24 protein-coding genes and 1 pseudogene are annotated in these 23,570 nt (G+C 52.4%); 4 read left to right on the plus strand and 21 right to left on the minus strand.

The genetic code is table 11. The features are described 5' to 3' along the window. Nucleotides 1-27 precede the first annotated feature (27 nt). From DW091_RS14315 to DW091_RS14350, 8 genes are all read right to left on the minus strand, one after another. A complete protein-coding gene (locus DW091_RS14315; protein WP_058695922.1) occupies nucleotides 28-369 on the minus strand; it encodes a hypothetical protein in 342 nt (113 codons plus the stop codon). Nucleotides 370-379: 10 nt separating this feature from the next. Continuing rightward, nucleotides 380-1,264: an ARMT1-like domain-containing protein gene (locus DW091_RS14320; protein ID WP_118518494.1), complete on the minus strand. Its 885-nt coding sequence runs from the start codon at nucleotides 1,262-1,264 to the stop codon at nucleotides 380-382. 82 nt (nucleotides 1,265-1,346) lie between these two features. Further along, nucleotides 1,347-2,891 (minus strand): FGGY-family carbohydrate kinase, encoded by a 1,545-nt coding sequence (locus DW091_RS14325; protein WP_058695924.1) that lies wholly within the window; start codon nucleotides 2,889-2,891, stop codon nucleotides 1,347-1,349. 42 nt (nucleotides 2,892-2,933) lie between these two features. Further along, nucleotides 2,934-3,740 (minus strand): SDR family oxidoreductase, encoded by an 807-nt coding sequence (locus tag DW091_RS14330; RefSeq protein WP_118518495.1) that lies wholly within the window; start codon nucleotides 3,738-3,740, stop codon nucleotides 2,934-2,936. A gap of 33 nt (nucleotides 3,741-3,773) precedes the next feature. After that, entirely contained in the window at nucleotides 3,774-4,433 is a 660-nt protein-coding gene (deoC, locus tag DW091_RS14335) for a deoxyribose-phosphate aldolase (RefSeq protein ID WP_074617404.1), read from the minus strand. A gap of 34 nt (nucleotides 4,434-4,467) precedes the next feature. Further along, nucleotides 4,468-5,364 (minus strand): dihydrodipicolinate synthase family protein, encoded by an 897-nt coding sequence (locus DW091_RS14340; protein ID WP_118518496.1) that lies wholly within the window; start codon nucleotides 5,362-5,364, stop codon nucleotides 4,468-4,470. A gap of 543 nt (nucleotides 5,365-5,907) precedes the next feature. After that, nucleotides 5,908-6,654, minus strand: coding sequence for an HAD-IA family hydrolase (locus DW091_RS14345; RefSeq protein ID WP_058695928.1), 747 nt, complete (start codon nucleotides 6,652-6,654; stop codon nucleotides 5,908-5,910). Nucleotides 6,655-6,773: 119 nt separating this feature from the next. Continuing rightward, on the minus strand, nucleotides 6,774-8,096 hold the full coding sequence (locus DW091_RS14350) for a diguanylate cyclase (RefSeq protein ID WP_118518497.1): 1,323 nt from the start codon (nucleotides 8,094-8,096) through the stop codon (nucleotides 6,774-6,776). Between the two features lie 180 nt (nucleotides 8,097-8,276). Here DW091_RS14350 and DW091_RS14355 point away from each other — a divergent pair, with 180 nt between their 5' ends. The 4 genes from DW091_RS14355 to DW091_RS14370 all read left to right on the plus strand — a co-directional run bounded on the left by DW091_RS14355 (nucleotide 8,277) and on the right by DW091_RS14370 (nucleotide 13,188). Next, on the plus strand, nucleotides 8,277-8,912 hold the full coding sequence (locus DW091_RS14355; protein WP_058695930.1) for a lactate utilization protein: 636 nt from the start codon (nucleotides 8,277-8,279) through the stop codon (nucleotides 8,910-8,912). 315 nt (nucleotides 8,913-9,227) lie between these two features. Then, nucleotides 9,228-10,097, plus strand: a complete 870-nt coding sequence (gene aroF / locus DW091_RS14360) for a 3-deoxy-7-phosphoheptulonate synthase (RefSeq protein WP_074617401.1) — start codon at nucleotides 9,228-9,230, stop codon at nucleotides 10,095-10,097. 13 nt (nucleotides 10,098-10,110) lie between these two features. Beyond that, nucleotides 10,111-11,013, plus strand: a complete 903-nt coding sequence (gene pheA / locus DW091_RS14365; protein WP_118518498.1) for a prephenate dehydratase — start codon at nucleotides 10,111-10,113, stop codon at nucleotides 11,011-11,013. 345 nt (nucleotides 11,014-11,358) lie between these two features. Continuing rightward, nucleotides 11,359-13,188, plus strand: a complete 1,830-nt coding sequence (locus DW091_RS14370) for a bifunctional diguanylate cyclase/phosphodiesterase (RefSeq protein WP_118518499.1) — start codon at nucleotides 11,359-11,361, stop codon at nucleotides 13,186-13,188. Nucleotides 13,189-13,214: 26 nt separating this feature from the next. On the opposite strand, the gene DW091_RS14375 is transcribed toward DW091_RS14370, so the two are convergent. From DW091_RS14375 to DW091_RS14435, 13 genes and pseudogenes are all read right to left on the minus strand, one after another. Further along, nucleotides 13,215-13,733, minus strand: coding sequence for an Asp23/Gls24 family envelope stress response protein (locus DW091_RS14375; RefSeq protein ID WP_058695933.1), 519 nt, complete (start codon nucleotides 13,731-13,733; stop codon nucleotides 13,215-13,217). Between the two features lie 86 nt (nucleotides 13,734-13,819). Continuing rightward, nucleotides 13,820-14,128 carry a DUF2273 domain-containing protein gene (locus DW091_RS20720; RefSeq protein WP_317985603.1) on the minus strand — a complete coding sequence of 103 codons (309 nt, stop codon included), beginning with the start codon at nucleotides 14,126-14,128 and terminating at the stop codon, nucleotides 13,820-13,822. A 15-nt stretch (nucleotides 14,129-14,143) separates the two neighbouring features. Beyond that, nucleotides 14,144-14,698, minus strand: coding sequence for an alkaline shock response membrane anchor protein AmaP (gene amaP, locus DW091_RS14385; RefSeq protein WP_013378907.1), 555 nt, complete (start codon nucleotides 14,696-14,698; stop codon nucleotides 14,144-14,146). A 260-nt stretch (nucleotides 14,699-14,958) separates the two neighbouring features. Further along, complete coding sequence (locus DW091_RS14390; RefSeq protein WP_118518500.1) at nucleotides 14,959-15,462, minus strand: hypothetical protein; 504 nt, start codon at nucleotides 15,460-15,462, stop codon at nucleotides 14,959-14,961. Next, nucleotides 15,462-16,286 carry a metal ABC transporter permease gene (locus tag DW091_RS14395; RefSeq protein ID WP_058695935.1) on the minus strand — a complete coding sequence of 275 codons (825 nt, stop codon included), beginning with the start codon at nucleotides 16,284-16,286 and terminating at the stop codon, nucleotides 15,462-15,464. The genes DW091_RS14390 and DW091_RS14395 overlap by 1 nt, the downstream gene beginning before the upstream one ends. Further along, nucleotides 16,279-16,989: a metal ABC transporter ATP-binding protein gene (locus DW091_RS14400; protein WP_058695936.1), complete on the minus strand. Its 711-nt coding sequence runs from the start codon at nucleotides 16,987-16,989 to the stop codon at nucleotides 16,279-16,281. The genes DW091_RS14395 and DW091_RS14400 overlap by 8 nt, the downstream gene beginning before the upstream one ends. A 1-nt stretch (nucleotide 16,990) precedes the next feature. Next, complete coding sequence (locus DW091_RS14405; RefSeq protein ID WP_118518501.1) at nucleotides 16,991-17,977, minus strand: metal ABC transporter substrate-binding protein; 987 nt, start codon at nucleotides 17,975-17,977, stop codon at nucleotides 16,991-16,993. A gap of 87 nt (nucleotides 17,978-18,064) precedes the next feature. Next, nucleotides 18,065-18,370, minus strand: a complete 306-nt coding sequence (locus DW091_RS14410) for a hypothetical protein (protein WP_096919167.1) — start codon at nucleotides 18,368-18,370, stop codon at nucleotides 18,065-18,067. A gap of 80 nt (nucleotides 18,371-18,450) precedes the next feature. After that, nucleotides 18,451-19,392 carry a DMT family transporter gene (locus DW091_RS14415; protein WP_207665242.1) on the minus strand — a complete coding sequence of 314 codons (942 nt, stop codon included), beginning with the start codon at nucleotides 19,390-19,392 and terminating at the stop codon, nucleotides 18,451-18,453. Nucleotides 19,393-19,576: 184 nt separating this feature from the next. Then, complete coding sequence (locus tag DW091_RS14420) at nucleotides 19,577-20,215, minus strand: cobalamin-dependent protein (protein WP_058695939.1); 639 nt, start codon at nucleotides 20,213-20,215, stop codon at nucleotides 19,577-19,579. 48 nt (nucleotides 20,216-20,263) lie between these two features. Beyond that, nucleotides 20,264-21,058 (minus strand): methyltetrahydrofolate cobalamin methyltransferase, encoded by a 795-nt coding sequence (locus DW091_RS14425; RefSeq protein ID WP_096919165.1) that lies wholly within the window; start codon nucleotides 21,056-21,058, stop codon nucleotides 20,264-20,266. A gap of 26 nt (nucleotides 21,059-21,084) precedes the next feature. Beyond that, nucleotides 21,085-22,089: an EamA family transporter gene (locus DW091_RS14430; RefSeq protein ID WP_058695941.1), complete on the minus strand. Its 1,005-nt coding sequence runs from the start codon at nucleotides 22,087-22,089 to the stop codon at nucleotides 21,085-21,087. Between the two features lie 27 nt (nucleotides 22,090-22,116). Further along, nucleotides 22,117-23,565 (minus strand): annotated as a pseudogene (locus tag DW091_RS14435) (trimethylamine methyltransferase family protein); the annotation flags it as partial. Nucleotides 23,566-23,570 lie beyond the last annotated feature (5 nt).

Consider the following 23,570-nt stretch of genomic DNA (forward strand, 5'->3'; position numbering starts at 1 on the left):
TCAGGTCCGTTCTTTTTTAATGCGCACTCACCGCAGGGTTCCCTTTGAGCCCCAGTGGTCCAGCTCCAAAATATTGAAATAGATTTGGGCCTTACTGTATCCGAGCCGCCGCTCAAACACCTCAAACAACGCTTCGGTATACTGTTTTAAAAAGGGCTTGGGCGTTTCCTGGTACAGGCGCGTCTCCATAAAGGCGCAGCCGGCGGGCTGGCCGCCGCGGTACAAATCGCAGCCATCGTCGATCTCAACCATGGCCCGGTCTCCGGGCTTATCTGGCAGCAGTGGAATAACGGCCGCGATTTCTGCGGCCAGCGCCTGCTTTTCCTCGCAGGTTATCTTCTTAGAAAGACTGATCTTAATGTAGGGCATCTCTTCCTCCTCATTCTCTATGGTGGGCCATGAGCACGCCGCTCCCCAGCGGAATGCCCAGCTTGCCTGAAAGCACCTCGCACTTGGACCGGAACAGGTAAAAAATCTTTTCCTGGAACGTTTCGGCCCCAAAATCGCTCTCGTAATTCGCCAGCCCCTTTGAGATAATCATATCCGCGGCCCGCAGGTTCTCGAGAGCGCTTTCCGACAGGCAGGCGGGGTGAATGCCGATCGTGTCGGACCCGGTGTCCAGAATCTCAGCCTCGCGGTCCAGCCCGGCCGTCAGGGCGTCCTCCCTCAGAGCATCGTTGTAAATGGGGCCGCCTTTTACCAGTACAGTGGCTCTGACCCCGGGCAGTCTCTTTTGACGCCGCCAGCGCTGTACTTCCTCCAGCAGCAGGCGGTCGAGCACAATCTCCCCCGCGTTGTCTGCCGCCAGCGTCAGGGTTCTGGCCGCTGCCAGCCGCCGGGTAAAAAGCCCGAAGTCATCGATGGCAAAGGGCGCCGCCATACTTTTTTCAAGGGCGCCGGCCACGTCAAAGTCATCGGCAAAGGACACGTCTACAATATTGCCGCTGGCAGCTGCCTTCAGGGCGCAGTACAGCGGGTTCTCCCCTGCTCTCACAGCCTCCCGGACAGCGGGCAGAAGCTCCAGCATCTGCGCGTTCTGGCTCTCGCGCGCGCTCTTTAGCGGGTCTGGGTCTCCCAGAGCCTCACAGAGAAGCCGAAACATGCGCGAGCCGGAAATACCGGCGTGAATGTCGATGCTCTGGCCGCTCACCAGCGCCACTTCCTTTCTCAAAATGTCATTCTGCTGCTCGGCGGAAAGGCCAAACAGCTCAAACTGCCGCAGCAGAAACCCCAGCTGGCACCTTGCCAGACATAGAAAATGCATTGTGTGCTCCTTTCTGAGTAAAAAACCGGCTTTGGGAAAAGCCGGTTTCTCTTATAAGTTATAGAGGGTTACGGTCCCGGGATTATCCCTGGAAGCCGTGTTTTTTGAGGAACTCGGTCCGGGCTTCCCAGGCCGGGAACAGCGCGTAAGGGATCGCCTTGTAGACCTCGTACAGGTCGGCGTAGATGCTTACGTTCTTCGCGATGGGCTCGTAGACGCGTTCCACCTTGCAGAAGGCCTCAGAGGCTTCCTGCCAGCTGCCGAAGTAGCCGGCTGCCAGTGCCGCGTTCCAGGCCACGCCCTTGGCGCCGAACTCGGTGCCGCCGGGCAGGCTGATGGGCGCGTTGCAGATGTCCGCGAAAATCTGGCACCACACAGGGCTCTTGGAGCCGCCGCCGGACAGGCGGATATCACTCACCGGATAGGTGTAAGCGTCCAGACAGTGCTTGTTGGCGAAGGCCATGCCTTCGTACACAGCGCGCTGCATGACGTGGCGGTCGCTGTGGAGGTTCAGCCCGAAGAAGTTGCCCCGGGCGTTGGTATTGGTAAAGGGCGCGCGTTCTCCCGCCGCGTTCATATAAGGATGGTAGATGGTGCCGTCACAGCCCGGGTTCACCTTGTCAATCACCTCGTCAAAGAGGGCGTAGACGCTGCGGCCTTCCTTTTCGGCCTGCAGCTTATCCGCGCAGGTAAAGTTGTTCACAAACCAGTCGCTGTTCGGCGTGCCGGTCAGCGGCGCGATGAGCTGCTGCCATTTACCCGGTATGTTGTGGATGGTCTGGCAGCCCAGCATGGGTGAGTGGGCAAACTTCGGCATGGTCAGCATGATGACGCCAGAGGTTCCCAGAATAATATTGGCCTGTCCGTCGTCCACCGCGCCAACGCCGGCGCTGCAGCAGACAACATCCCAGCCAATAGAGGCCACCGGCGTGCCGGCTGCCAGCCCGGTCTGCTGCGCAGCCTTTTCGGTGACATGGCCGCAGATTTCCCAGGGCTCCTGCAGCGGCAGGAATTTGTCCTTCAGGTCGAGGATCCCCTCAATCTCCATTACTTTGTCGCTGTAGGTGCGGGTCTCATCGATCTGGGAGTAAAAATCGGTAGCGTTTGAGCCGAATTCGCCGGTCAGGTTGTAGCACATCCAGTTGGTATTCAGGCAGAAGTGGGCTGTCCGTTCCAGCACCTCGGGCTCATGCGCCTTCATCCAGGGCAGCAGGATGCCTACATCGCCGGTCATCAGCCAGTTGGCAGTCGCGCCAAAAATCTGCTCCATCTTGCCGCTCTCGATCCATTCCCGGGTCATGCCGGCGCAGCGGGCGTCGTTCCAGAGAATCCCCTTGCGGGCAGGACGGTTGTCCTTATCCAGGAAGCAGACGCCCACACCCTTTCCGCCGAGCCCGATGGCCAGCACTTCCTTCTTGTCCACGCCGCATTTTCCCATGAGGTCGCTGATAACGCCGGCGACCTCCTTCCAGTCCACGTCCATGTCGAATTCCGACCAGCCAAAGTACGGTTCTTCCACAGGGGTCGACCGTGAGGCGACGCAGATTTCATTCCCCTGCATATCAAACAAAGCGGCCTTTACCATAGATGTCCCCGAATCAATTCCAATGATATAACCAGTTTTCATTGTATTACTCTCCTATCTCTCTCCTGTAAAATCACATTCCGCTTAAAGCTTTCCAGCTGCCTTCCAGGCCATGAACGGTCTCTGGACATCCCAGGTACCGCCGTCGCAGGGCACATTGATCCCGGTGGTGTACTCGCAGAGGTCCGACGCGAAGAACCAGCAGATCTTGGCGATCTGGTCCGGCGTGCCGAATTCGCGCATGGGGATCTGGTCCAGCTTAGCCTCAGGGCGTTCCTCAATGATGTGGTGCACCATGGGCGTATCGGTGACGGACGGCGCGTAGCCGTTCACACGGATGCCGTAGGGCGCGCACTCCGCTGCCAGCACACGGGTCAGGGCAAAGAGCCCAGCCTTGGTGGCGCTGTAAACCCCAAGCCCGAAATCCGGGAACTGCCCCAGAATGGAGTGGGCGTTGATGATGCTGCCGTGTCCCTGCTCCTTCATGATTTTAATGGCTGCCCGGCTGGTGTATACCGGCCCCCGGAGGTTCACGTCGATGAGCAGGTCGGTCACGTCGTCGGTTGCGTCCTCGACGCGCTCTCTGCGGAAAACGCCGGCGTTGTTGACCTGGACGTCCAGGCGCCCGCCAAAGTAACCGCTGATTTTTTCATAGGCGGCATTGACGCTCGCAGAGTCTGTGACATTGCACTCGACCGCGATGGCGTCAGCGCCCCTGGCCTGACATTCCTCAGCCACAGCAGCGGCTGTTTCCAGATTCATATCCAGCACAGCGGCATTGTAGCCGCGTTCGGTAAAGTAGAGCAAAATGGCCCGTCCTATCCCCTGGCCGCCGCCGGTGACGGCGATGACCGGTTTTTCGGACATGGTATTCTTTTGATGATTCATCATATATCTCCTCTCAAATGGTCCCCTTAAATCATGCTATTCATCAAAGCTGTCGAGTATCGCCAGACTGGCGGATACGCCCAGACGGTCGGCGCCGGCTTCGATATTGGCCTTAGCGTCTTCCCATACATGCATCCCCCCAGATGCTTTTACCTGCATGGTGTCCGGAATATTGGCCTTCATCAGCGCTACATCGTGCGGATTGGCGCCGCCGGTGCCAAAGCCTGTGGAGGTCTTGACAAAATCGGCCCCCGCCTTTGCGGCCATCTGGCAGGCAGTAATTTTTTCCGCGTCGGTCAGGTAGCAGGTCTCAATGATCACCTTGACCAGGGTGCCGTCCGCTGCATCCACAACGGCCTTGATATCTCTGTACACGGTATCCTGGTCTCCTGCCTTCAGGGCGCCGACATTGATAACCATGTCCACCTCCTGGGCGCCGCCCGCGATGGCGTCCTTTGTCTCAAAGGCTTTGGTGGCCGGCGTGTTGGCCCCCAGCGGAAACCCGATAACCGTGCATACCTTCACCTCTGATCCCTTTAACAGCTCTGCCGCCTGTCTTACATTGCAGGGATTAACGCAGACAGACGCTGCGCCGATTTCCCTGGCTTCCTCACAAATTTTCGCGATCTGCTCCGGTGTGGCCACAGCCTTGAGCAGCGTGTGGTCCATCATACCGGCTAATTGTTTTTTATCCATACTATAACCTCGTTTCGTTATTCTAATCGGTCACTCAGACCAGCTGAAGCTTTTCCAGACTGGTTCTGATCTTTTCTTTTTCGTCTTCGCTCAGCTCTGCCAGCGGCTTGCGCATATACCCCAGCGGCACCCCCATCAGCCCGGCTGCGTACTTGTAGCCTGCCACAAAGGGCCCGGTCTTCAGGGCTTCCCGGATGAGCAGAATTTCATTCTGCGCCGCGCGGGCTCCCCCGGTGTCCCCTGCCTCCATGGCGTCTGTCAGCTTCAGGACAGCCTTTGGAAAGACTGCGGATATCAGGGATACCACGCCGGCCCCGCCGAGCTGCATCACCGAAAAGGTGGTCGCGTCGCTGCCGTTTAAAAATTCCATGGGGCGGTCCGGGCCGATGAGGCGCATGGTGTTCTGAATGTGCACAAAATCGATGGTGCTTTCCTTGTAGAACCGCATATTGTCATTATGCCTGAAGATGGCCGCCACCGACGCCGGCGACAGCGTGTTCCCTGTCTGCGGCGCGTTGTAAATCCCCACCGGAAGGGCTGTCGCCGAAGCGATGGCGTCAAAGTAGGCCACCAGATCCTCCTGGGGAATACTGTAAACGCAGGGCTGCTGGATACAGACCGCGTCCACACCGGCTGCCTCATACCCCCTTAAGACCTGCATGGCCTCCGGAAGCGTCTGGCAGGCAATGTTCCCCATTACCATCGCCCGGCCCCCGGCCGCCTCTGCAACTGCCCTGGTGGTCTCAACCAGCTCCTCTGCCGTGAGTGACAGGGACTCGCTGGCGATCCCGTTGGTAAACAGCGCTTTTATGCCGTTTTGAAGCTGATACGCCACCTCACCCCTTAACAGAGGGTAATCTACCTGTCCGTCTTCTGTAAATGGCGTGATCAGTTCCGTCATTACACCTTTAAAAGACACGTTATCTGCCATATGCTTTTACTCCTTACTGAAATTTCTCTGAGCGCTCGGAATCCTGAACATGAATTGAACATAATTTTGAATTCAAAGTTTTATAATCATTTGTTCAACCCCATTATATAGCGTTCCAATTCAAAAAGCAATAGCAGAAAACGTGTCCAGCGCTTCCCATGCCCCTGTTTTCATTGTTAAAAACTTTATTTTTTTATACTTTTATCAATATATAGATGTTTTATACGTTAATAGTAACTATATATAGTATATCAGAATTATTTTGAAAAAATATTATATATTAAGTATATATGAGAATCTGTTCATTCTTGACCGAAGAATTACATTGCTTTAATTGTTTTATCTTTTTGATTTGTTTTTAAAGCCTCTATTTGAAAATAAACTTGAACAAAATTTCATTTTTCTCACAAACCAGTTTTCCATATCACTGTATTATAGCATATTTCCGCCTGCAGCACACTTCCTTTCCTGTGTCCTTAAGGTTCTGCGCCTTTCTCCGGGCATAAAAAAAGAACCCGCCGCAGTGGGTTCCTGTCCTCATTCCTATTCTTCTTCCTTCAGTTCGTCCTGCTTCTTCTCATTAAAAATCTCATACATCTGGTCGCCGTATTTCAGGGCGTCGATGGCGCGCAGAGGATTCTTGATCCAGATAGCGTCGTCATACTGCATGAGCTTTTCGGGGTCGGTGAAGCCCCAGGTGCAGAGCACTGGAAGCATACCCGCGTTTTTTGCGGTCTCGTAATCCACAGAGCTGTCCCCCATATAGATGCAGTCCTTGGGGGCTACGCCCATTTTAGCCGCGACTTCCAGAGTCTGGGTGGGGTCTGGCTTTCTGGGCTTGTTGTCGTTCTGCCCTACCACATCCACAAATTCGCCGATGTCAAACAGAGCGTCCACAATGGTCTTGGCCGCACCGTCGGGCTTGTTGGTGCACACAGCAAAGGGGATCTTGTGCACATGCAGGTAGCGCAGTAAATCCTTGATGCCGTCGTAAGCCACGGTTTTGTGCGTGTAACGTTTGGCGTATTCGGCCTTCATCAAGGCCACAGCTTCATCTACCAGGGCTTCGTCCTTTGCCATTTCCGGGGTCACAGCGCGTTTGATCAGGTTTTTCAGGCCGCGGCCAATGAGTTTTTTACCCTCCTGGTAGCTTTTCAGCTCCAGTCCATAGTGCAGCATTACCTGGTTGCAGGCGTCGATCAGGTCTTCGAGGGAGTTAATCAGGGTACCGTCTAAATCAAAGATAATTCCGCTGTAGCGGGGTTTGAACAGTTCTTTCGCAGTTGTCATGGTGACTTGCCTCCATTTTTTGTTCCGAGCAACTGTCGGAATTTCGGTCTAATCATTATACCACAAAATCCTCCAAGTATCCTTGGATTTTGGAAAAGCTGCTTTTCGCAGGATCCTCTTTACAGCCGGTGTTTCTGCTCGTACATTTTCTGATCAGCGGCCTTGAGCAGCCGCTCGATATCCTGGCAGTCCTCGGGATATCTGGCCCATCCGCAGCTGATACCAAAACACAAGGTCATCCCGTCGATGTCCAGAGGCTGCTCAATGGCCTTCTGAATCTGCCTGAGCAACGTCTGATAAAACGCCGCGCTGTGCTCGCCAATGATGATGGCTGAAAATTCATCGCCGCCGACGCGGAATACCATGTCGTCACCACTCAGGCATCCCTGAATCCTCTGTGCCGTCGAGGTCAGTACCTTATCGCCAATATCATGGCCGTGGGTATCGTTAATGTCTTTAAACTTATTCAGATCCAGAAACAGGAGACCAAAAGGTTCTCTTTCTGCCCCCAGCTTTTTAAGCGCATTGCCCAGAAAGCGTTCATTATAGAGGCCGGTGAGTGGATCGGTGTTAGCCAGGTGTTTCAACGTTTTTTTCTGTCCTTCAGCGGTGATGAAATAATAAGCCGTCAGGGCGATCAGCAGATTGATCACCAGCCCGAGGCCTCCCATGACAAAAACATCCCGCCAGGGCAGCCAGCCCTTCTCAGGGACGATACTCAGCGTCCAGACACTACCTGGCACCTGAATATCAGACTCGACGGCATCACTGGGCATGGCCTTCCCATTTTCCACGATAATCTGATTCTCCCCGTCTTCCGTCAACCGGGTAATCTGGTACAGATAGCCCTCCCTGGATAACTCTCCAAGATCAGCTTTGTCAAAGATTTCGGGGACGTCCATCACTGCGATGGCAAAACCCCAAAATTTCTTCCCACCATCTTCCGCTTCAAGGTAAATGGGTCGTCTCACCACAACACCCAGGCCACCCTGATACAGCTCGAAGGGGCCGGCCAGCGTCATGTTACCGGTATTCCGGGCGTACTCTGCCTCCTCCCGGCGATCCGGGTCACTGAAGATATCGCCGTAAGCCTCCTCATTTCCTTCCACAGGGTACACATGCGTCACGTTGCCGCCCGGAGCCAGTTGAAAGCTTCTTAGTGAAGGATCTCCTTCGTACAGACGGCCAGCGATGTTCTCGAAACTGGCTGTCCCGCCGTTATGATCCAAGACCATCATCTCCAGAATTTCCAGCTTCATCAGCCGTGAATCAATCGAGTATTGGATTTTGTTAGCCTCGCTCTCCAAAATATACCCCGCATGCTCAATATTCCGATCCCGTTGGTTTTTAGCACTCCACGCCACAATTCCGGCCGTTATGGACAGAGACAGAATCAAAACCACCGCTACGATCAAAAGTTTGTGTGAACGTTCCTTTTTCATAATAACCACCTTTTATAGTATCATAACATTTTACCTTTTAAAAATCAACTTTTACCTTTTAATGCCACTTGTCTATTGTGCTATAAATACATGAAAATATTCTATTTTTTACTATCATTTCTTGTGTTTAGGGAGTATAATAGAAATAGGTATACTTTTTTAACAACAGGAGGTATTATTATGTCATTTCATACCGACCACTACGCGGCACTGGCTAAAACGCTGATCGCCAAAATGGAAAAGCGCCATTTTGAAGCCCACTACTGCACGACTAAGAAGGAAGCTCTGGCCCTGGCGCTCTCCCTCATCCCTGACGGAGCGTCGGTGACACACGGCGGCTGCATGACCATCGAGGAAATCGGCCTGGTGGACGCTGTCAAGCAGGGCGTTTACAACTACATCGACCGCAGCATCGCCACCACGCCCGAGGAAAAGCGCGAGGCCATTGCAAAAGGCATGATGGCCCATACCTTTCTCATGAGCGCCAACGCCATCAGCCGTGACGGCGAGCTCGTCAACATCGATGGCTTCGGCAACCGGATCGCGCTGCTGGCCTACGGGCCGGACCAGGTCATTGTGCTGGCCGGGATGAACAAGGTGGCCGGCAGTCTTGAGAGCGCAGTCGACCGCGCCCGCAACGAGGCGGCCCCCATCAACTGCGTGCGCCTGAACCGCCAGACCCCCTGCCTGAGCACCGGCGTCTGCGGCGACTGCCACAGCGCGGACTGCATTTGCAGCAATATCGTCATCACCCGGAATAACCCGATTCCAGGGCGCATCAAGGTTATTTTGATCGGTGAAGCGTGCGGTTATTAGCATTGCACAAAAAAATAAACTTGACAATGTTTTACGGGTGGCGTACAATTAACCCAATCAATTTGTAAACAGGAGTCATCTCATGGCAATTTTAACATCTTTAAACAATGTTAAAAAAATGAATACCTTTTTTAGCAGCTTTAGCTTTTTTAGCTTTAGCTTCTTTTGGTGTCCAAAATTTAGTTGCCACGAGCGAATAGCCTGATCGGATTGTACTCACTATATGATCATCAAGGGTCTGTCTCTGGTAACAGGGGCAGACCCTTTTTCGATTTTTAACCACCAAACAAAAATAAAAGAAACGAGGAAAAACAAATGACACCCTTCAACGATCCCGAAATGGAAGCATTAATGAAAATCAAGGAACCCTACAAAAAGGCCAACCGCAAGTACAAGGCCGAGGACACCATCATCAATATCGGTGATATTCACTTCGGCGAAGGCAACTTCCACGTTTTCTCCGGCCCCTGCTCAGTGGAGAGCAAGGAGCAGATTACCGAGGTGGCGAACCGTGTAAAGGCCGCTGGCGCCACAGTGCTGCGCGGCGGGGCCTTCAAGCCCAGAACCTCCCCCTACGCTTTCCAGGGCATGGCCGCAGACGGCATCGAGCTCATGCTGGAGGCCAAGCGTGAAACCGGGCTGCCCATCGTATCCGAAATCATGAACATCGCACTGCTGGACCTTTTCGCGGATGTGGATATCCTCCAGGTCGGCGCCCGCAACATGCAGAACTTCGATTTACTCAAAGCTCTGGGCCGCAGCAAAAAGCCCATTCTCTTAAAACGCGGGCTGGCCAACACCATTGAGGAGCTCCTGATGAGCGCGGAATACATCATGGCCGGCGGCAATGACAACATCATTTTGTGCGAGCGCGGCATCCGTACCTTTGAGACTGCCACCCGCAACACCCTGGACATCTCAGCCGTACCTGTGCTAAAAAAGCTGACCCACCTGCCAGTGATCGTGGATCCGAGCCACGGCTGCGGCAAGGCAGAGCTGGTTGAGCCCATGTCTCTGGCTGCCCTGGCCGCCGGCGCTGACGGCCTGATCATCGAGGTCCACAACGATCCGGCCAACGCCCTGTGCGACGGCCCACAGTCCTTAACGCCAGACCAGTTCGACACCCTGATGAACGATAAGATTAAGCCAATGTCTGAGCTTATGGGCAAAAAGCTCGGCGCTTAACCCAGAAACTGTTATGACACCTTTATCACTCACACCCGAACAGCAGGAAAGCCTCCGGGACTACCAGTCCGCCATGGCAGGCACCCGCCTGCCGGTCAAAAACCCCACTGTGGCCTACTTTGGCACGCTGGGGTCCTACACCGAGCAGGCCGCCATCGACTTTTTCGGCGAGGACTGCCGCCGCGTATCCCACCGTTTATCCGAGGATGTCTTTAAAAGCATCACAGGCCAGGGGGCAGACTACGGCGTCCTCCCCATTGAGAACAGCACCACCGGCTCCATCGCCGCAGTTTACGACCTCCTGGCCAAGTACAACTGCTACATTGTCGGGGAGACCAAGGTCAAAATTGAGCACTGCCTGCTGGGCGTTCCCGGCAGCCGCCTCGCGGATATCCGCGAGGTGTACTCCCACGCCCAGGGCTTTGAGCAGTCTGGTGAGTTCCTCGCCGCCTACCCGGATTGGAAGTGCCTGACCTACTACAACACTGCGGTGGCCGCCGAGCATGTGGCCAAGAGTGCCAATCCGGCCTTTGCCGCCATTGCCAGCCGCCGGGCTGCCGCCATCCACGGCCTCAGCATTCTGGCGGAGGACATTAATCTTTCCGAGACCAATGTCACACGCTTTGTGATCGTCGCCAGCCGTATGGAGCTCTGTCCCGACTGCAATAAAATCAGCATCGCCTTTCACCTGCCCCACGTGGCCGGCTCCCTGTTTCAGGCGCTCTCAGTCTTTGACGCCAATGCCCTGAACCTGTGCAAAATCGAATCGCGCCCCATCCGCGACCACAACTGGGAATACCTCTTTTTCATTGACTTTATCGGAAACATCGACAGGACTCCCCTCGACGCGGTCATGGAGGAAGTAATTTCCAAAACAGAGGGCTTCCATTTCCTTGGAATTTATAAAGATAATTAGATTTTTTGATATTTTTATGGACTATTTTTCCAAATTGTACTAAAATTAGCGGACGAATACATCGGCTATGATTTCGAGTTCTTACAGGAAATTTCAAAATTCAGCGATCTCCGCGGCATAAACACATAAAAATCAAGGAACCTCCCCGTTTTATGCCGGGAGGTTTTTATTGATCCCGATCACACCGACAACTAAATATTATTTGAATAAGTGTTAATTCTTGAAATGGATAACAATTTGATGTATAATTATTTTATATACTTTAGAATCGTATTGAATACATAATCAACACTGGCAAAGGGGTAGAGGTGTTTTTCGTCGCGGTTCCGAAAAGCACCGGAGCTTATGCGCAAACAAAAAAATACCTATATTTTTATCTTAATCTGCATCTTTGTCATGGGGTTTTTACTGTTTTCACTCATCCAAATGCAGGGCTACGCCAATATCATCAATGACGCCGGCATTGTGCGCGGCGGTACCCAGCGGTCTGCCAAGCTGGAGCTGAGCGGAGAGCCCAACGATGAGCTGATCGCCTATCTGGACGAACTGATCCGCAAGCTTGAGGCCACCGAAAACAGGCACCTTTACACTTCTCATGACTCAGTCGACTACCAGGATAACCTGGCCGCAGTCAAGGCTAAATGGGAGGAGATCAAGACGGAAATTCCAGTCCTGAGAACGTCCTCTACCATAGAGATACGTGAGCATTTTCTGGACCTGAGCGAGGAACACTTTAATTTGGCCAACCAAATGGTCTACGCCGCCCAGTACCGGGCAGAAAACGAGCTGCGGAACAGTATTATCCTGAGCGTTGTCATGATCCTCGCGGTTTCGCTGATCATGTATACCCTGGAGCGGCGGAACCAGCAGGAGCTGGAGCGGGTATTCTACACCGACCACCTGACCGCCCTCCCCAACCAGGCCGCCTTTGAGATCAGCGCCGCCGAAAAGCTCAGGGCTTCGCCGCCGGGCGTTTACCTGATGGTGTACCTCAACCTGAATAATTTTAAATTTGTCAATGACTCCTATGGCTACAACGCCGGCGACAAGCTCCTGCTGGCCTTCTCCGCCACGCTGAAACGGTTCTGCAACAACAATGAAATCTGCGCCCATCTGCACGCCGACCACTTCGCCATTCTGCTTAAAAAGCGCGATCACGTCATCGAGAACCTCCAGACCGCGATCCTCGACTCCATCGAAAGTGAGCGGGATTTAAACCTCTCGGATATTTTAACGTGCAGCTACGGCGTTTATACCATTCCCGACCCGGACGAGTCTATCGCCTCCTGCCTCAGCAAGGCCAGCGCAGCGCTGAAGGAGGGCCGCAGCAGCCAGCGCACCGTCGCCTATTATGACAAACACCTGCTCGACAAAATTAATAACGAAAATAAAATGACCCGCTGGATGCGCCAGGGGCTTTCCGAAAAGGAATTTCAGATTTATCTCCAGTCCAAAGTCAATCTTGAGCAGTCTGAGGTTACCGGGGCCGAGGTCCTTATCCGCTGGAACTCCGAACCCTTTGGCTTCCTGCCGCCAGATGAGTTTATCCCTCTGTTTGAGAAAAACGGGTTCATCGTAGAGCTGGACTTTTACGTGCTGGAGGCCACCTGCCGGATATTAAAGCAGTCGCTGGAGATCTCGCCTGAGCGCACTGTGGTGCTGTCGGTCAATGTCTCCAGGGTCACGCTCTTCCAGAATGACTTTATCAAGCGCTTTGTGCAGATGGCAGAGCGGTATGGGGTCCCGCCGAAATACCTCGAGATCGAAATCACAGAAAATGTCTTTATCTTTGACGCCAACACGGTTGAGCAGATTCTTTCCCAGCTGCGGAGCTATGGGTTCAGCATCTCCATGGATGACTTTGGCTCAGGGTATTCCTCCCTGAACCTGCTGCGCGAGCTGCCCATTGACGTCCTGAAGATTGACCGGATCTTTTTGCAGGAGAGTATCCGGGTTGAGAAGGCTTACGCCATCATCAAATCCGTGGTGGAAATGGCCCATTCCCTGAACATGGTTGTGGTCTGCGAGGGCGTCGAAACCCTGGAGCACGCCGAATTCTTAAAAACCATCCATTGCGCCGTAGGGCAGGGCTATTACTTTTCAAAGCCCATTCCCCTTTCAGCGTTTCAGAAAAAATATAACCTGCTGCCAACGCAAAAACACCCGGAGCATTAAGATCCGGGTGTTTTTTATCTAAGGGGTTACTGTACGCGGCTGTTACCGCCCATACCCATGAAGCCGCCGTTGTTATTATTGTCATTGTCGACGCGGGAGTTATTATTGTTGTTATTCTGCTGTTCTTCGTATTCTTTTTTGGTCATAACATCGTCCACGTGCATATTGATTTCGATGACGTCCAATCCCGTCATATCCTTAACGGTTTTGGTGACTTTATCAATCGTATCCTTGAAAATCTGTGGGATATTGCGGTTGTATTCACAGATAACGTCTAAATCCAGAGCTACCTGTTTTTTGCCGACTTCCGCGCCGATTCCTTTTGTTACATTTTCGTTGTCGGTAATCTTTTCAGTGATATTACTGATCAAGCCGCCGCTCATGGCCAAAATACCAGGGACATCCTGGGCGACCAGGCCTGCGATCTTCTTGACGACTTTATCGTCATAGGTTAATGAGGTTTTCTGCTGCATGTTCTGCTGCTGAGTGTTACCTCCCTTTTGCTGATTATTGTTCATTGTGTGCATTGTTGCTTCTGCTGCCATAATTAAAACCACCTTTCATTCATTTATAATTTTTATTTTAATCTATATCAACCGCCCTCTTTTGAAGACGGCTATTGGCATCTTTATCAGCTGAACCGTTTAAGAATGTTCAGCCAGCGCATAAACCGCATGGGGTTATCTTTATATACACCGATGGCATACCCGATCAATGCTAAAATGACGATCAGGATGGTACGCCAAAACCCGATGGTCAAAAACAGAACGGCGGTGATGATTCCCGCGAGAATCCAGATAATCCTGCCTGAGTAGGGCTTTGCCCACGCATAAAACCGGCTGAGACGGCTTTCCTTTTGCTGTTTTTCCTCAGCCTGGGGCGCTGCCTGCTGACGGACGTTCATGCTGTTTTGCATTTGATTCTGCGTTTGATTATTCATGTGTGTCCCTCCTTCTTAGAGCACCTGTCTGTGGGCTCCCTTACTTCGGGCATCCATTTCATGCACCTTCACCTTAACGGATTTAACCGGCTGGTTAATGGTGCTGCCGACAGTCTGGTAAATATTCTGCTGAATATTATTCGCAAGCCCGGTAATGTCGTCCGCGTCATCCACATAGACATCGGCCTGAATCTTGGGCTCATGGGAGCGCTTGTTCAGCTTGGCCTTAACGTCAATGGCATTATTGCCGATAAGGTCAGACACCGCATAACGCGCGGTAGACTCAATGGCTTCTTTAGAAATTTTAATCTTCCCCTTTGCCTTGTTAATGGTCAGATAGTGGGAAGAGGCCGGTGCCAGTATTGAAATGAAGAATAACACCAGGAATGCAATCATAAGTACAACGCTGAATCCAATTAAATAGTATCCCAGCCAGTTTTCAAAGACCAGGTAAGCTGCCAGCGTGTCGGATACATAGGGTACCGGAAACAGCAATGCAAACATTACGAAGGCAGTTGCTAATCCTAACAGCGATACAATAAATAACAGGATACGTTCAAGTTTATTCATTGTTTTTCTCCTTTCTGAGTAATCAATTACCATTCTCTTTCAATAAATGTTCTATTGTTTACTGTTTGTTGTACATAAATGTACCCTTCAAATTTGGTTCTTAACCATTTATTTCACTAATATTAATTTTTCCTTAAACAATCAGTAGAAAAAATATCACCTTATTGTACGTCCCTCAGGATAACGAAAAAGGGCACAATGCCTGCTCCCACGAACAGGCATTGTGCCCTTTTCTCCCTACAGTTATTCTTCAATCCTACTTATTGCGATACAGTTTCCAGACCGCGCTTATCCAGCACCTTAAGCTCCTTAAGCCTCAGCTGGAAATAAGGCTTACCGTTCTCCTCATATTCCTCCAGCACACCGGTGGCCCGCACCCAGGCGTTGTCCTCAGGGTAATTGCCATCGCCCTTTACCTCGAAGCCCGGCATGGTATCCGTACCGCAACAGCCTGGGCCGTTGCGGTACACAAACCGGTAGCTGTCCCCGGTCGAAAGGTTGGCCGTACTCTTGAACATTCCCTCCAGACGGATGGTTTTACCCAGATAATTCTGCGGGTTCAGATAAATATCATTGATCTGGGCCACAAACATCTTCTCGGTGATGTCCACATCCACAGCGATTTCCTGAGCTCCCTGGGCCGGGCCGCCTGAGGACTGCGCGGAGGATGCCGCGCTGTCCCCGCTGCCCCCATTCTGAGCGGAGCAGCTGGAAAGCAAAAGGATCGCAGCCAGGAGCAGCACGGTTAACATTTTTCTTTTCATCAAATTACCTTTCCTTTCACAAAATCAATGAGGCAGAAGACCCCAAACATCACAATGTGCACAATGACGATGCTGGCGCCTGTGGGAGTCGCCCGGACGTAGGAGAAGGCCAGGCCGATAAGAAAGCACACAAGCGACATCACCGACGCGCAGATCAGAACCGACCGGAAGGTTTTACAAAGCCGCATAGAGTAAAGGGCCGGGAAGATGATCAGGCTGGTGATCAGCAGGGTTCCCATCATGCGCATGCCCAGCACGATGGTGACCGCGGTCAGGATCGCGACCAGCATATTGTAAAGCTCAGTCTTTACACCGGTCGCTTTGGCGAAGTTCTCGTCAAAGGTAATGGCAAAAATCTTATTGTAAAAAATCACAAAGAGCACCAGCACCACAATGGACAGGATAATGCTGAGCCGCACATCGCTCACGCTCATGGCCAGAATACTGCCAAAGAGGTAGTTACACACATCGGTGTTCATGCCTGTGGTCATGGAGATAACCACCACCCCAACCGCCAGAGCGCTGGTGGACAGGAGCGCGATGGCCGCGTCGCCCTTAATTTTGCTGTTCTCGCTGATGCGGAGCAGGAAAAAGGCAGAGACCACCACCACCGGAATGGCCACAGACAGCGGCGCCAGATTAAAGGCCATGGCGATGGCCAGAGCCGCGAAACCCACATGAGACAAACCGTCCCCGATCATGGAATACCGCTTGAGCACCAGACTGACGCCCAGCAGCGCCGCGCAGAGCGTTACCAGTATCCCCACCACCATTGAGCGCACTAAAAAAGGATATGACAGCATTTCCCGGATCAGATCAATCATGGTCCTCACCTCCCAGAAAATGGCGCCCTACCGGACTGCGCCGGTATTCCTCCACGGTGCCATAGAACAGCTGACGGCCGCCAAGGTGCAGAACATGACTGTTGTAGCGCATCACGCTCTCGATGTCGTGGGACACCATGACCACCGAGATCCCCAGCTTTTTGTTCACTGCCTTTACCAGCTCGTAGAGCCGCCGTGTGGCCACTGGATCCAGACCCGCGGCCGGTTCATCCAGCAGCAGAATCTTGTTGGTGGCACAAAGGGCCCGGGCCAGCAAAACCCGCTGCTGCTGGCCGCCGGACAGTTCGCGGAAGCAGCGCTTTTTCAGGTCTTCGATACCCAGCCTCCTTAAATTGATTTGTACGGCCTTCTTGTCTGCTTCTTTATAAAAGGGGCGGAACCCCTGGCGGTTCAGCCGCCCGGAAAGCACCACCTCGTACACACTGGCGGGAAAATCGCGTTGGACAGGGCTTTTCTGCGGCAGATAGCCGATCTCGTTTTTCCTGAGTCCGTCCCCTATAATGATCTGGCCGGAGCCAGGGCTTTTCAGCCCCAGCAGTCCGGCGATCAGGGTACTTTTTCCCGCACCGTTCTCTCCCACAATCCCGAGGTAATCCCCGGCATTGATTTCAAAATTCAGCCCCTCTACGGCGGTCACGCCATCGTAAGCAAAGGCAACATCCTTACAGGTAAACAGTGCCATTTTAATACAATGCCTCCCGCAGAACGTCCACATTTTCGTTCATGTAGTCCAGATAAGTCTTGCCGCTGTCAAAGTCCTGCTGTGTCACGTTATGGCAGGCGTTTAACTGTCGTTTTACCGCGCCGGTGCTCTCGGCGATGGAATCAGCCATCCGTTCATTGGAGAGCTCGGTGTGGAAAACCACAGGAATCTTTTCCTTTTTCACCTCGTCGATCAGAAAAGCCACCGTGGCCGCACTGGGCTCTGTCTCGGTGGAGCAGCCCGGGAAAGCAGCATAATAGTTAAGGCCATAAGCGTCTGTCAGGTAGCGGAAGGGGAACCGGTCGCCCACCACAATGGTTTTCCGGGCCGCGCCAGCCACCATATCCTTGAAGCGCTCGTCTAAAGCGTTGAGCTTACCAGTGTAGATTTTTGTGTTCTGGTCAAAGATTTGTTTGTTGTCCGGGTCGACTTCATCCAGGGTGCTGTTGATCTTTTCGACAATTTTCGCAGCGTTCTGTGGATCCAGCCACACGTGCTCGTCATACTCCGGCGCTTCGGCCGCTTCGGCCCCGCCGCTCTCCTGGTCGTGATCGTGGTCATCCTCCATGCCCGCAACGGTTTCCTCCACCACAGGCTGTACGCAGTCCATCATGGCAATCTTCTTCATATTCGGCGCGTCGATGGAATCCAGAATACCGTCGATCCAGGCGTCGGAGTCTCCGCCGCCGTAGATAAACACATCGCAGTTCTGAATTTTAATAATATCCTGAGGCGTTGGCTCATAGGAATGGCTCTCGGCTCCCGGGGGCACCAGCATCGAGACCTCTACCTTGTCACCGCCCACCTGCCTGGCAAAATCATAGGGTGGAAAGTTGGTGGCAACCACCTTGACAACAGTGTCTCTGTCTGTTTGTCCGCTGGTTTGCTGGCAGCCCGCAGCTCCCAGTGTCAGCATCCCCACTAATAAAATAATAGTTAAAAACCATGCTAATCGTTGTTTTATCATAAAAAAACCTCCATTTTCTCTGATTTTGAGTATAAAGAAACAAGGATACGCTGCTTTTATAAGCAGAACTACTCCCTTGAGGTTTTTTCAGTTATTCATCCGCACCTTTAGCCGAACCGGCGAAGTCACTAAAAAGAAGCTGTCCCATTTGGGCGTTATACAGCGAAAAATAAGATGCAGCACCAGCACTGCGGCTGTCAGGGCCGCGCCGGTATCCAGCTGCTTGAAAAAGTTCTGGAGCGCAGAAATCTGCATACAGATCGGGCACCCATCGCCCACACAGTCGTGATGGGCCTCCTCTGTCATGAAGGCGGTGCTGAGGAAAAAGAACACAACAAAAAAAGCCGCCAGCAACAGTGTCAAAACACGTTTCTTTTCAGACCTTATCGTCATTCTGTTCCCTCCTTGCCCCATACTCCAGTATGTGAATTGAGTTCAAGTATATCGGATTTTGTAAGTCTTGTCAAATTTTATTAAGGCTGTATCTTCCGGTTGACCAGATAGATTCCCAGAGACGCCGCCAGCAGTCCCAGCACAATAAAGAGGGTAAAAGATTCCCCGGGTAATAACAGGATCGACAGCAGGCTCCCGAAAACCGGAATCAAGAATTTAAAGGCTGTGACTGCGCTGGCCTCGTTATACCGCAGCAGCACGTTCCACAGCGAAAAGGCCACACCGGAGATAATGGCGGCGTAGACGAGCAGCAGCATCCCCCTGAGAGTAAATACCAGGTGCAGCCCGCCTCCCGCCATCCCAAAGCCTATGCCCAGGGCCAGGAGCACCAGCGCACCCAAAACCATCTGATAAAAGGAAAAGTGGAAAGGGTTAATCTTATCTGACAGGTATTTGGCCACCAGAACGCCCCCGGCATCCCCCAGCCCGGCAATGACGAGAAATCCCTCGCCCATGAGGGTGAAATTAAAATTAAGGCCCTCTGTGCCGCCGTTGATGGCAGTCAGCAGAATACCGGTAAAGCCGAGGAGCATACCGAGCACCTTATTGCGGTTCAAGCGGTCGCTCTTAAAAAACAATGGCGCCAGCAGCACGACCAGAAAGGTGCCCGCAGTGGCGGCGATACTGCCCTTGACCCCGGTAGTATTGCCCACCCCAATGTAGAAAAAGAAATACTGCACCGTGGTGCCCAGAAGCGCCAGCGCTACGATCCACCGCCCGTACTCGGGATACCAGCGCACCCGGTCCCCTTTGTTAAAAAGCCGGTTGAGGGCAAGTACCACAAAGCCAGCCAGGAAAAAGCGCAGGCCGGCAAACACCATTTTAGACCAGATATCCCCCGCTGGAATCTGGAACCACTGGTACCCGATCTTGAGCACCGGAAAAGCACTCCCCCACAAAAAGGTGCAGAGGATGGCAGTGAGAATGGCGTTTGATTTCTTTTTAAAAAAGGTATTTTGCATGTTATTCGCGTTGTTATTCAAAATAATTGGTCCTCTATTCTTACAGCGGTCCGGCTTTACAGCCGCCTGTTCTTATTATACATTTTCGGAACACAAAAAGAAAGCACCCGCAGTGCAGATTGGAATACCACGGATGCTTTCAATAATTGGATTATAAAAGGATTATGATTGGACACACTTTTTTTCAGGCGACCAGCTCCTTGACTGAGGTCACGGCAGAAGCGGCGTCAGAGGCATAGGCGTCAGCCCCTATCGCTTCGCCGAAGTCGGCTGTGATGGGAGCCCCGCCGATCAGGATTTTCACATGGCTGACGTTGCTGTCCGACCGGATGGCCGCCACAGTTTCCTCGAGGGACGGCATGGTGGTGGTCAGGAGCGCCGACAGGGCAACCACCTGGATATCCGGGTTATCCTGAAGCGTCTTGATGATTTTTTCCGCCGGGACATCAACGCCCAGGTCAGTCACTTCAAAGCCAGCGCTCTCGATCATCATGGATACAAGATTTTTGCCTATGTCGTGTAAATCGCCGTGGACAGTGCAGATCAGCACCTTTCCGCCGCTGGCAGAGTCTCCACTGGCCAGATGGGGTTTTAAGACCTCCACTCCAAGCTTCATGGCCTTGGCAGCCACCAGCATTTCAGGCACATAGACCTCGCCGGTTTTAAAGCGCTCACCGATCTCATCCATGGCTCCGATCATACCCGTATTCAGGATTTCCATCGGGTCGCAGCCCGCGTCCAAAGCCTCCTGGACAATACCCTGGATTAATTTTCTTTTTCCCTTTGCAATGGCTTCTGATACTTTTTGAATGTTTTCGTTCATTTTTTTCTCCCTCTTTTATTATCAATAAATCTTATTTTTATGCAACGTTTACCCGATAATACCTTCTCTGAAGGCATCGATGTATTCCAGACAGTACTCGTCATTTTCAAGTAATGCATCGGCCGCGTAGATCATGGCCATCATATCCCGGTTGGTTGGGTCTACGATGGCGCTGTCCATGCCTGCCTCCATGGCCAGTACCATAAACGCCTGATTCACGTACTTTCTTCCCGGCAGACCAAAGGAAATGTTGCTGAGTCCGCTGGTAATGTGTATTTCCGGGTACTCAGCCTTGATCTGACGACAGCACTGGGCAAAGGTGGTCAGGGCGTCCTCGCTGGTGGAAAGCGTAACTACCAATGGGTCAATGTGCAGCCTGGAGGGGGCGATATGGTATTCCTCGGCCCTGGCCATAATGTTGTGGAAAACCTCCATGCGGCGTCCAGTAGTGTCTGGAATGCCACGGTCATCACAGAGCAACGCCACGCACTCCCACTTGGTGTCTGCAATGATGGGGAAGATCGTATCGATTTTATCCCCTTCCATTGAAACCGAATTGATGAGCCCAGGCTGAGTACAGTATTTCATGCCCTCGACACAGGACTGGGGGCTGGGGCTGTCCACACAGATGGGAACATCGGTAACCTCCTGGATGAGGTCGATCATCCACTTTAGGGTTTCAGCCTCCTTTGCCTCGGCCACCGAGGCACAGCAGTCAATAAAGGTGGCGTTGGCCTCGGCTTGTATTATGGCCCGGTGCCTGATTTCTTCTGCGTTCTGTTTTTTGATGGCCTCTCCCACTGTAGGAATGGAGCCATTAATTTTTTCTCCTATGATAATCATCCGTTTTCCTCTTTCTTTTTTAAATTCTAACTTTCCTTACTCACTAGGGCCGCACCGCCAAAGAGCACCAGCGCGCCCAGAATGGTACCGATTCCCGGCATTTCCAAAAACGGTGGGAACATCAGGATAATGACAATCCATATCCCGTAGGTAATGTTGAGTACCTGGGCGGTTGCGACGCCGCTGTATTCCATGCTGTAGTACCAGGTGATGTAAGACACCCCGCCGAGGCAGGAGCCAATAAACAGGATGATCCACACCGCAACCTTGGCGCCCCCAAGCCCCGCAAAGGCTGGGATGGCCATGTTCATATCAAAGGACTGAACCAGGCTGAGCACATAGCCGAAATTGTTTGTCACAGCTGAGATCACAATGATTAAAATCAGATACAGCAGCAGGAGAAAGGTTCTTCTCAGGGTGGTCGACACAGTTGAGGACACATCCCCACGCATCATATTGTATCCGAAGCAGCCCTCCATAGCATACCCGACCGCGCAGATAAAGGCGATGCCATACACAAAAACCGGAACTCCCGCACCGGAGAGACCGTACATGACCCCGGTCCCCACAATACACAGGATAATACCGAAAAACTTTAGCTTGGTCAGCTTCTCCTTAAACCAGATTGCTGCTACGATGGCCCCAATAGCCGGGAAAGCCGCCGAGATGGTTCCCGCCACCGAGGACGAGTAGCTGCTGGCGATGGAATAGGGGATGGCCCCCATCAGCCCCGAAAACAGGGCTGCCGGTATAATGCCAAAGGAGTTCTTGCTGAACAGCACCTTTAGATAATCCCTGAACTGGCCGATTTTAATCAGGTAGCAGCATTCGAAGATCAGTCCAAATACGCTGTCGCAGAGACCGATAACCAGCGCCGTAGTGATGATGAGAATCCAACCGTGAAAGTTATCAACCGTCCCGGTGCTCCCCGCGTACAGATTTAAAACATTGTACAGGAGCACAGTGTAAAATCCCCAGGACAGCCCAGAGGCCACCCCAAACAGGATTCCCTTTTTCTTGTTCGCTGACATAATTTACCTCTCTTTAGGGGACGACACTTATCGCTCCTCCACCATCTTCATATATTTTTTCATTTCTGCGTCTACGGCCAGATCCACTACCATCTCAGGTGCTTCGTCCAAAATCTGCTGAACGCGCTTATTAGCCTGCTCGATAAGTTCCGGGCTTCCGTTCTTTTCCCACTGCTCGTAGCTTTCCCAGTCCGATACGGTAGGCTGCCAGTCATCGTGGCAATAGTCCAGGGTGCTGTCATTGGTCATGAAATCGCCGCGGAAATCAGCCTCATAAATTTCGTCCAGCGCCAGGGTTTCCTCGGTGGTTTCCATTCCCTTTAATATATGCTGCACACGGCCGATGAGCTCGTCGTCAAGAACGGTTTTTTCAAAGGAGGTACACATCAGATTTTCCAGAGTACCTACAGACTGGCTGGTCAGGGTGACGCCGGCAAGAGCGGTAAGGATAAAGCTTTGCATGGTTTCCATGCCGGCCTGATAGTCGATGGCTTTGGAGCTGGTGACACCAGTCTGGGCTCTGGCTGGCAGATGGTAGTAATCCTTGTACATCTGGGTGGCGGCGATGAGCATGAGAGCAGTATCTGGCGCCGCACATTCCCAGGAGGCGTACTTGAGGTTGCCGTAGGTTAAAGACGCGGACAGAATGACCGGTACCCCGGGCTTGATCAGCTGGGCATAGACCAGACCGGCCAGCTGTTCGGCATTCTGGAGCGCCACAGTCGAGTACAGAAATACCGGCGAAGTGATGCCGGACATTGGCGCAGACACAATGGATACCGGCTGGTTCCATGCCGCATAAACTTCGATACCCTCACAGGCAAACTCGGAGTAATACAGCGGTGAGTTTGGGCAGACCGCGTGCCAGGTCACGTAGTGGTCCTGACAGAAACCTTCTCTCCCAAAGGCCACCTCATACAGTCTGAGATTTTCTTCCTTTTCAGCGATGGAGTCCAGCTCCATGGGCGCCAGAAGCGGCTTGTCACAGTGCTTGAAAGATTCGTAGGTCATGTACATTCCTTTATAACGCTGGGGAACATCACTCGGGCTCATGGGCTGATAGCCGGCAATGGGAATATTCTCGCAAGCCTGGTAAACCTTCTGCATGTTAGCAAAATCCTTTAAGAGAGGCGCCCGCCGTCCCTGCTTCATGTCTGAGACAAAAACCTCGCCCCCTGCCGGATGCACAGACAGCTGAGCGCCGCATTCCACGCTTTTGGCGTCGTCCATTGCCTGAAGTTTAAAGGTTGATGGACACTGTTTAACAGAAGCCTCAACCAACGCTCTCGGGAAGAAAACAATTTCGCCTTCTACCTTACAGCCGGCCTTTTTTAACAGACTGCGCGCTTTTTCACTTTCAAAAATAACCCCTTTTTTCGCCAGAATCTCCATACTGGCTTCGTGTACACGGTCCATCGCTTCGGGACTCAGCACTTCAATTTTTGAGTTTATCATGTTTATTACTCCTCCTGAATTTTTTG

Origin of the sequence: Eubacterium sp. AM05-23, assembly GCF_003477535.1 — a bacterium.
In the GTDB taxonomy this organism is placed as follows: Bacteria; Bacillota; Clostridia; order Eubacteriales; family Eubacteriaceae; genus Eubacterium; species Eubacterium maltosivorans.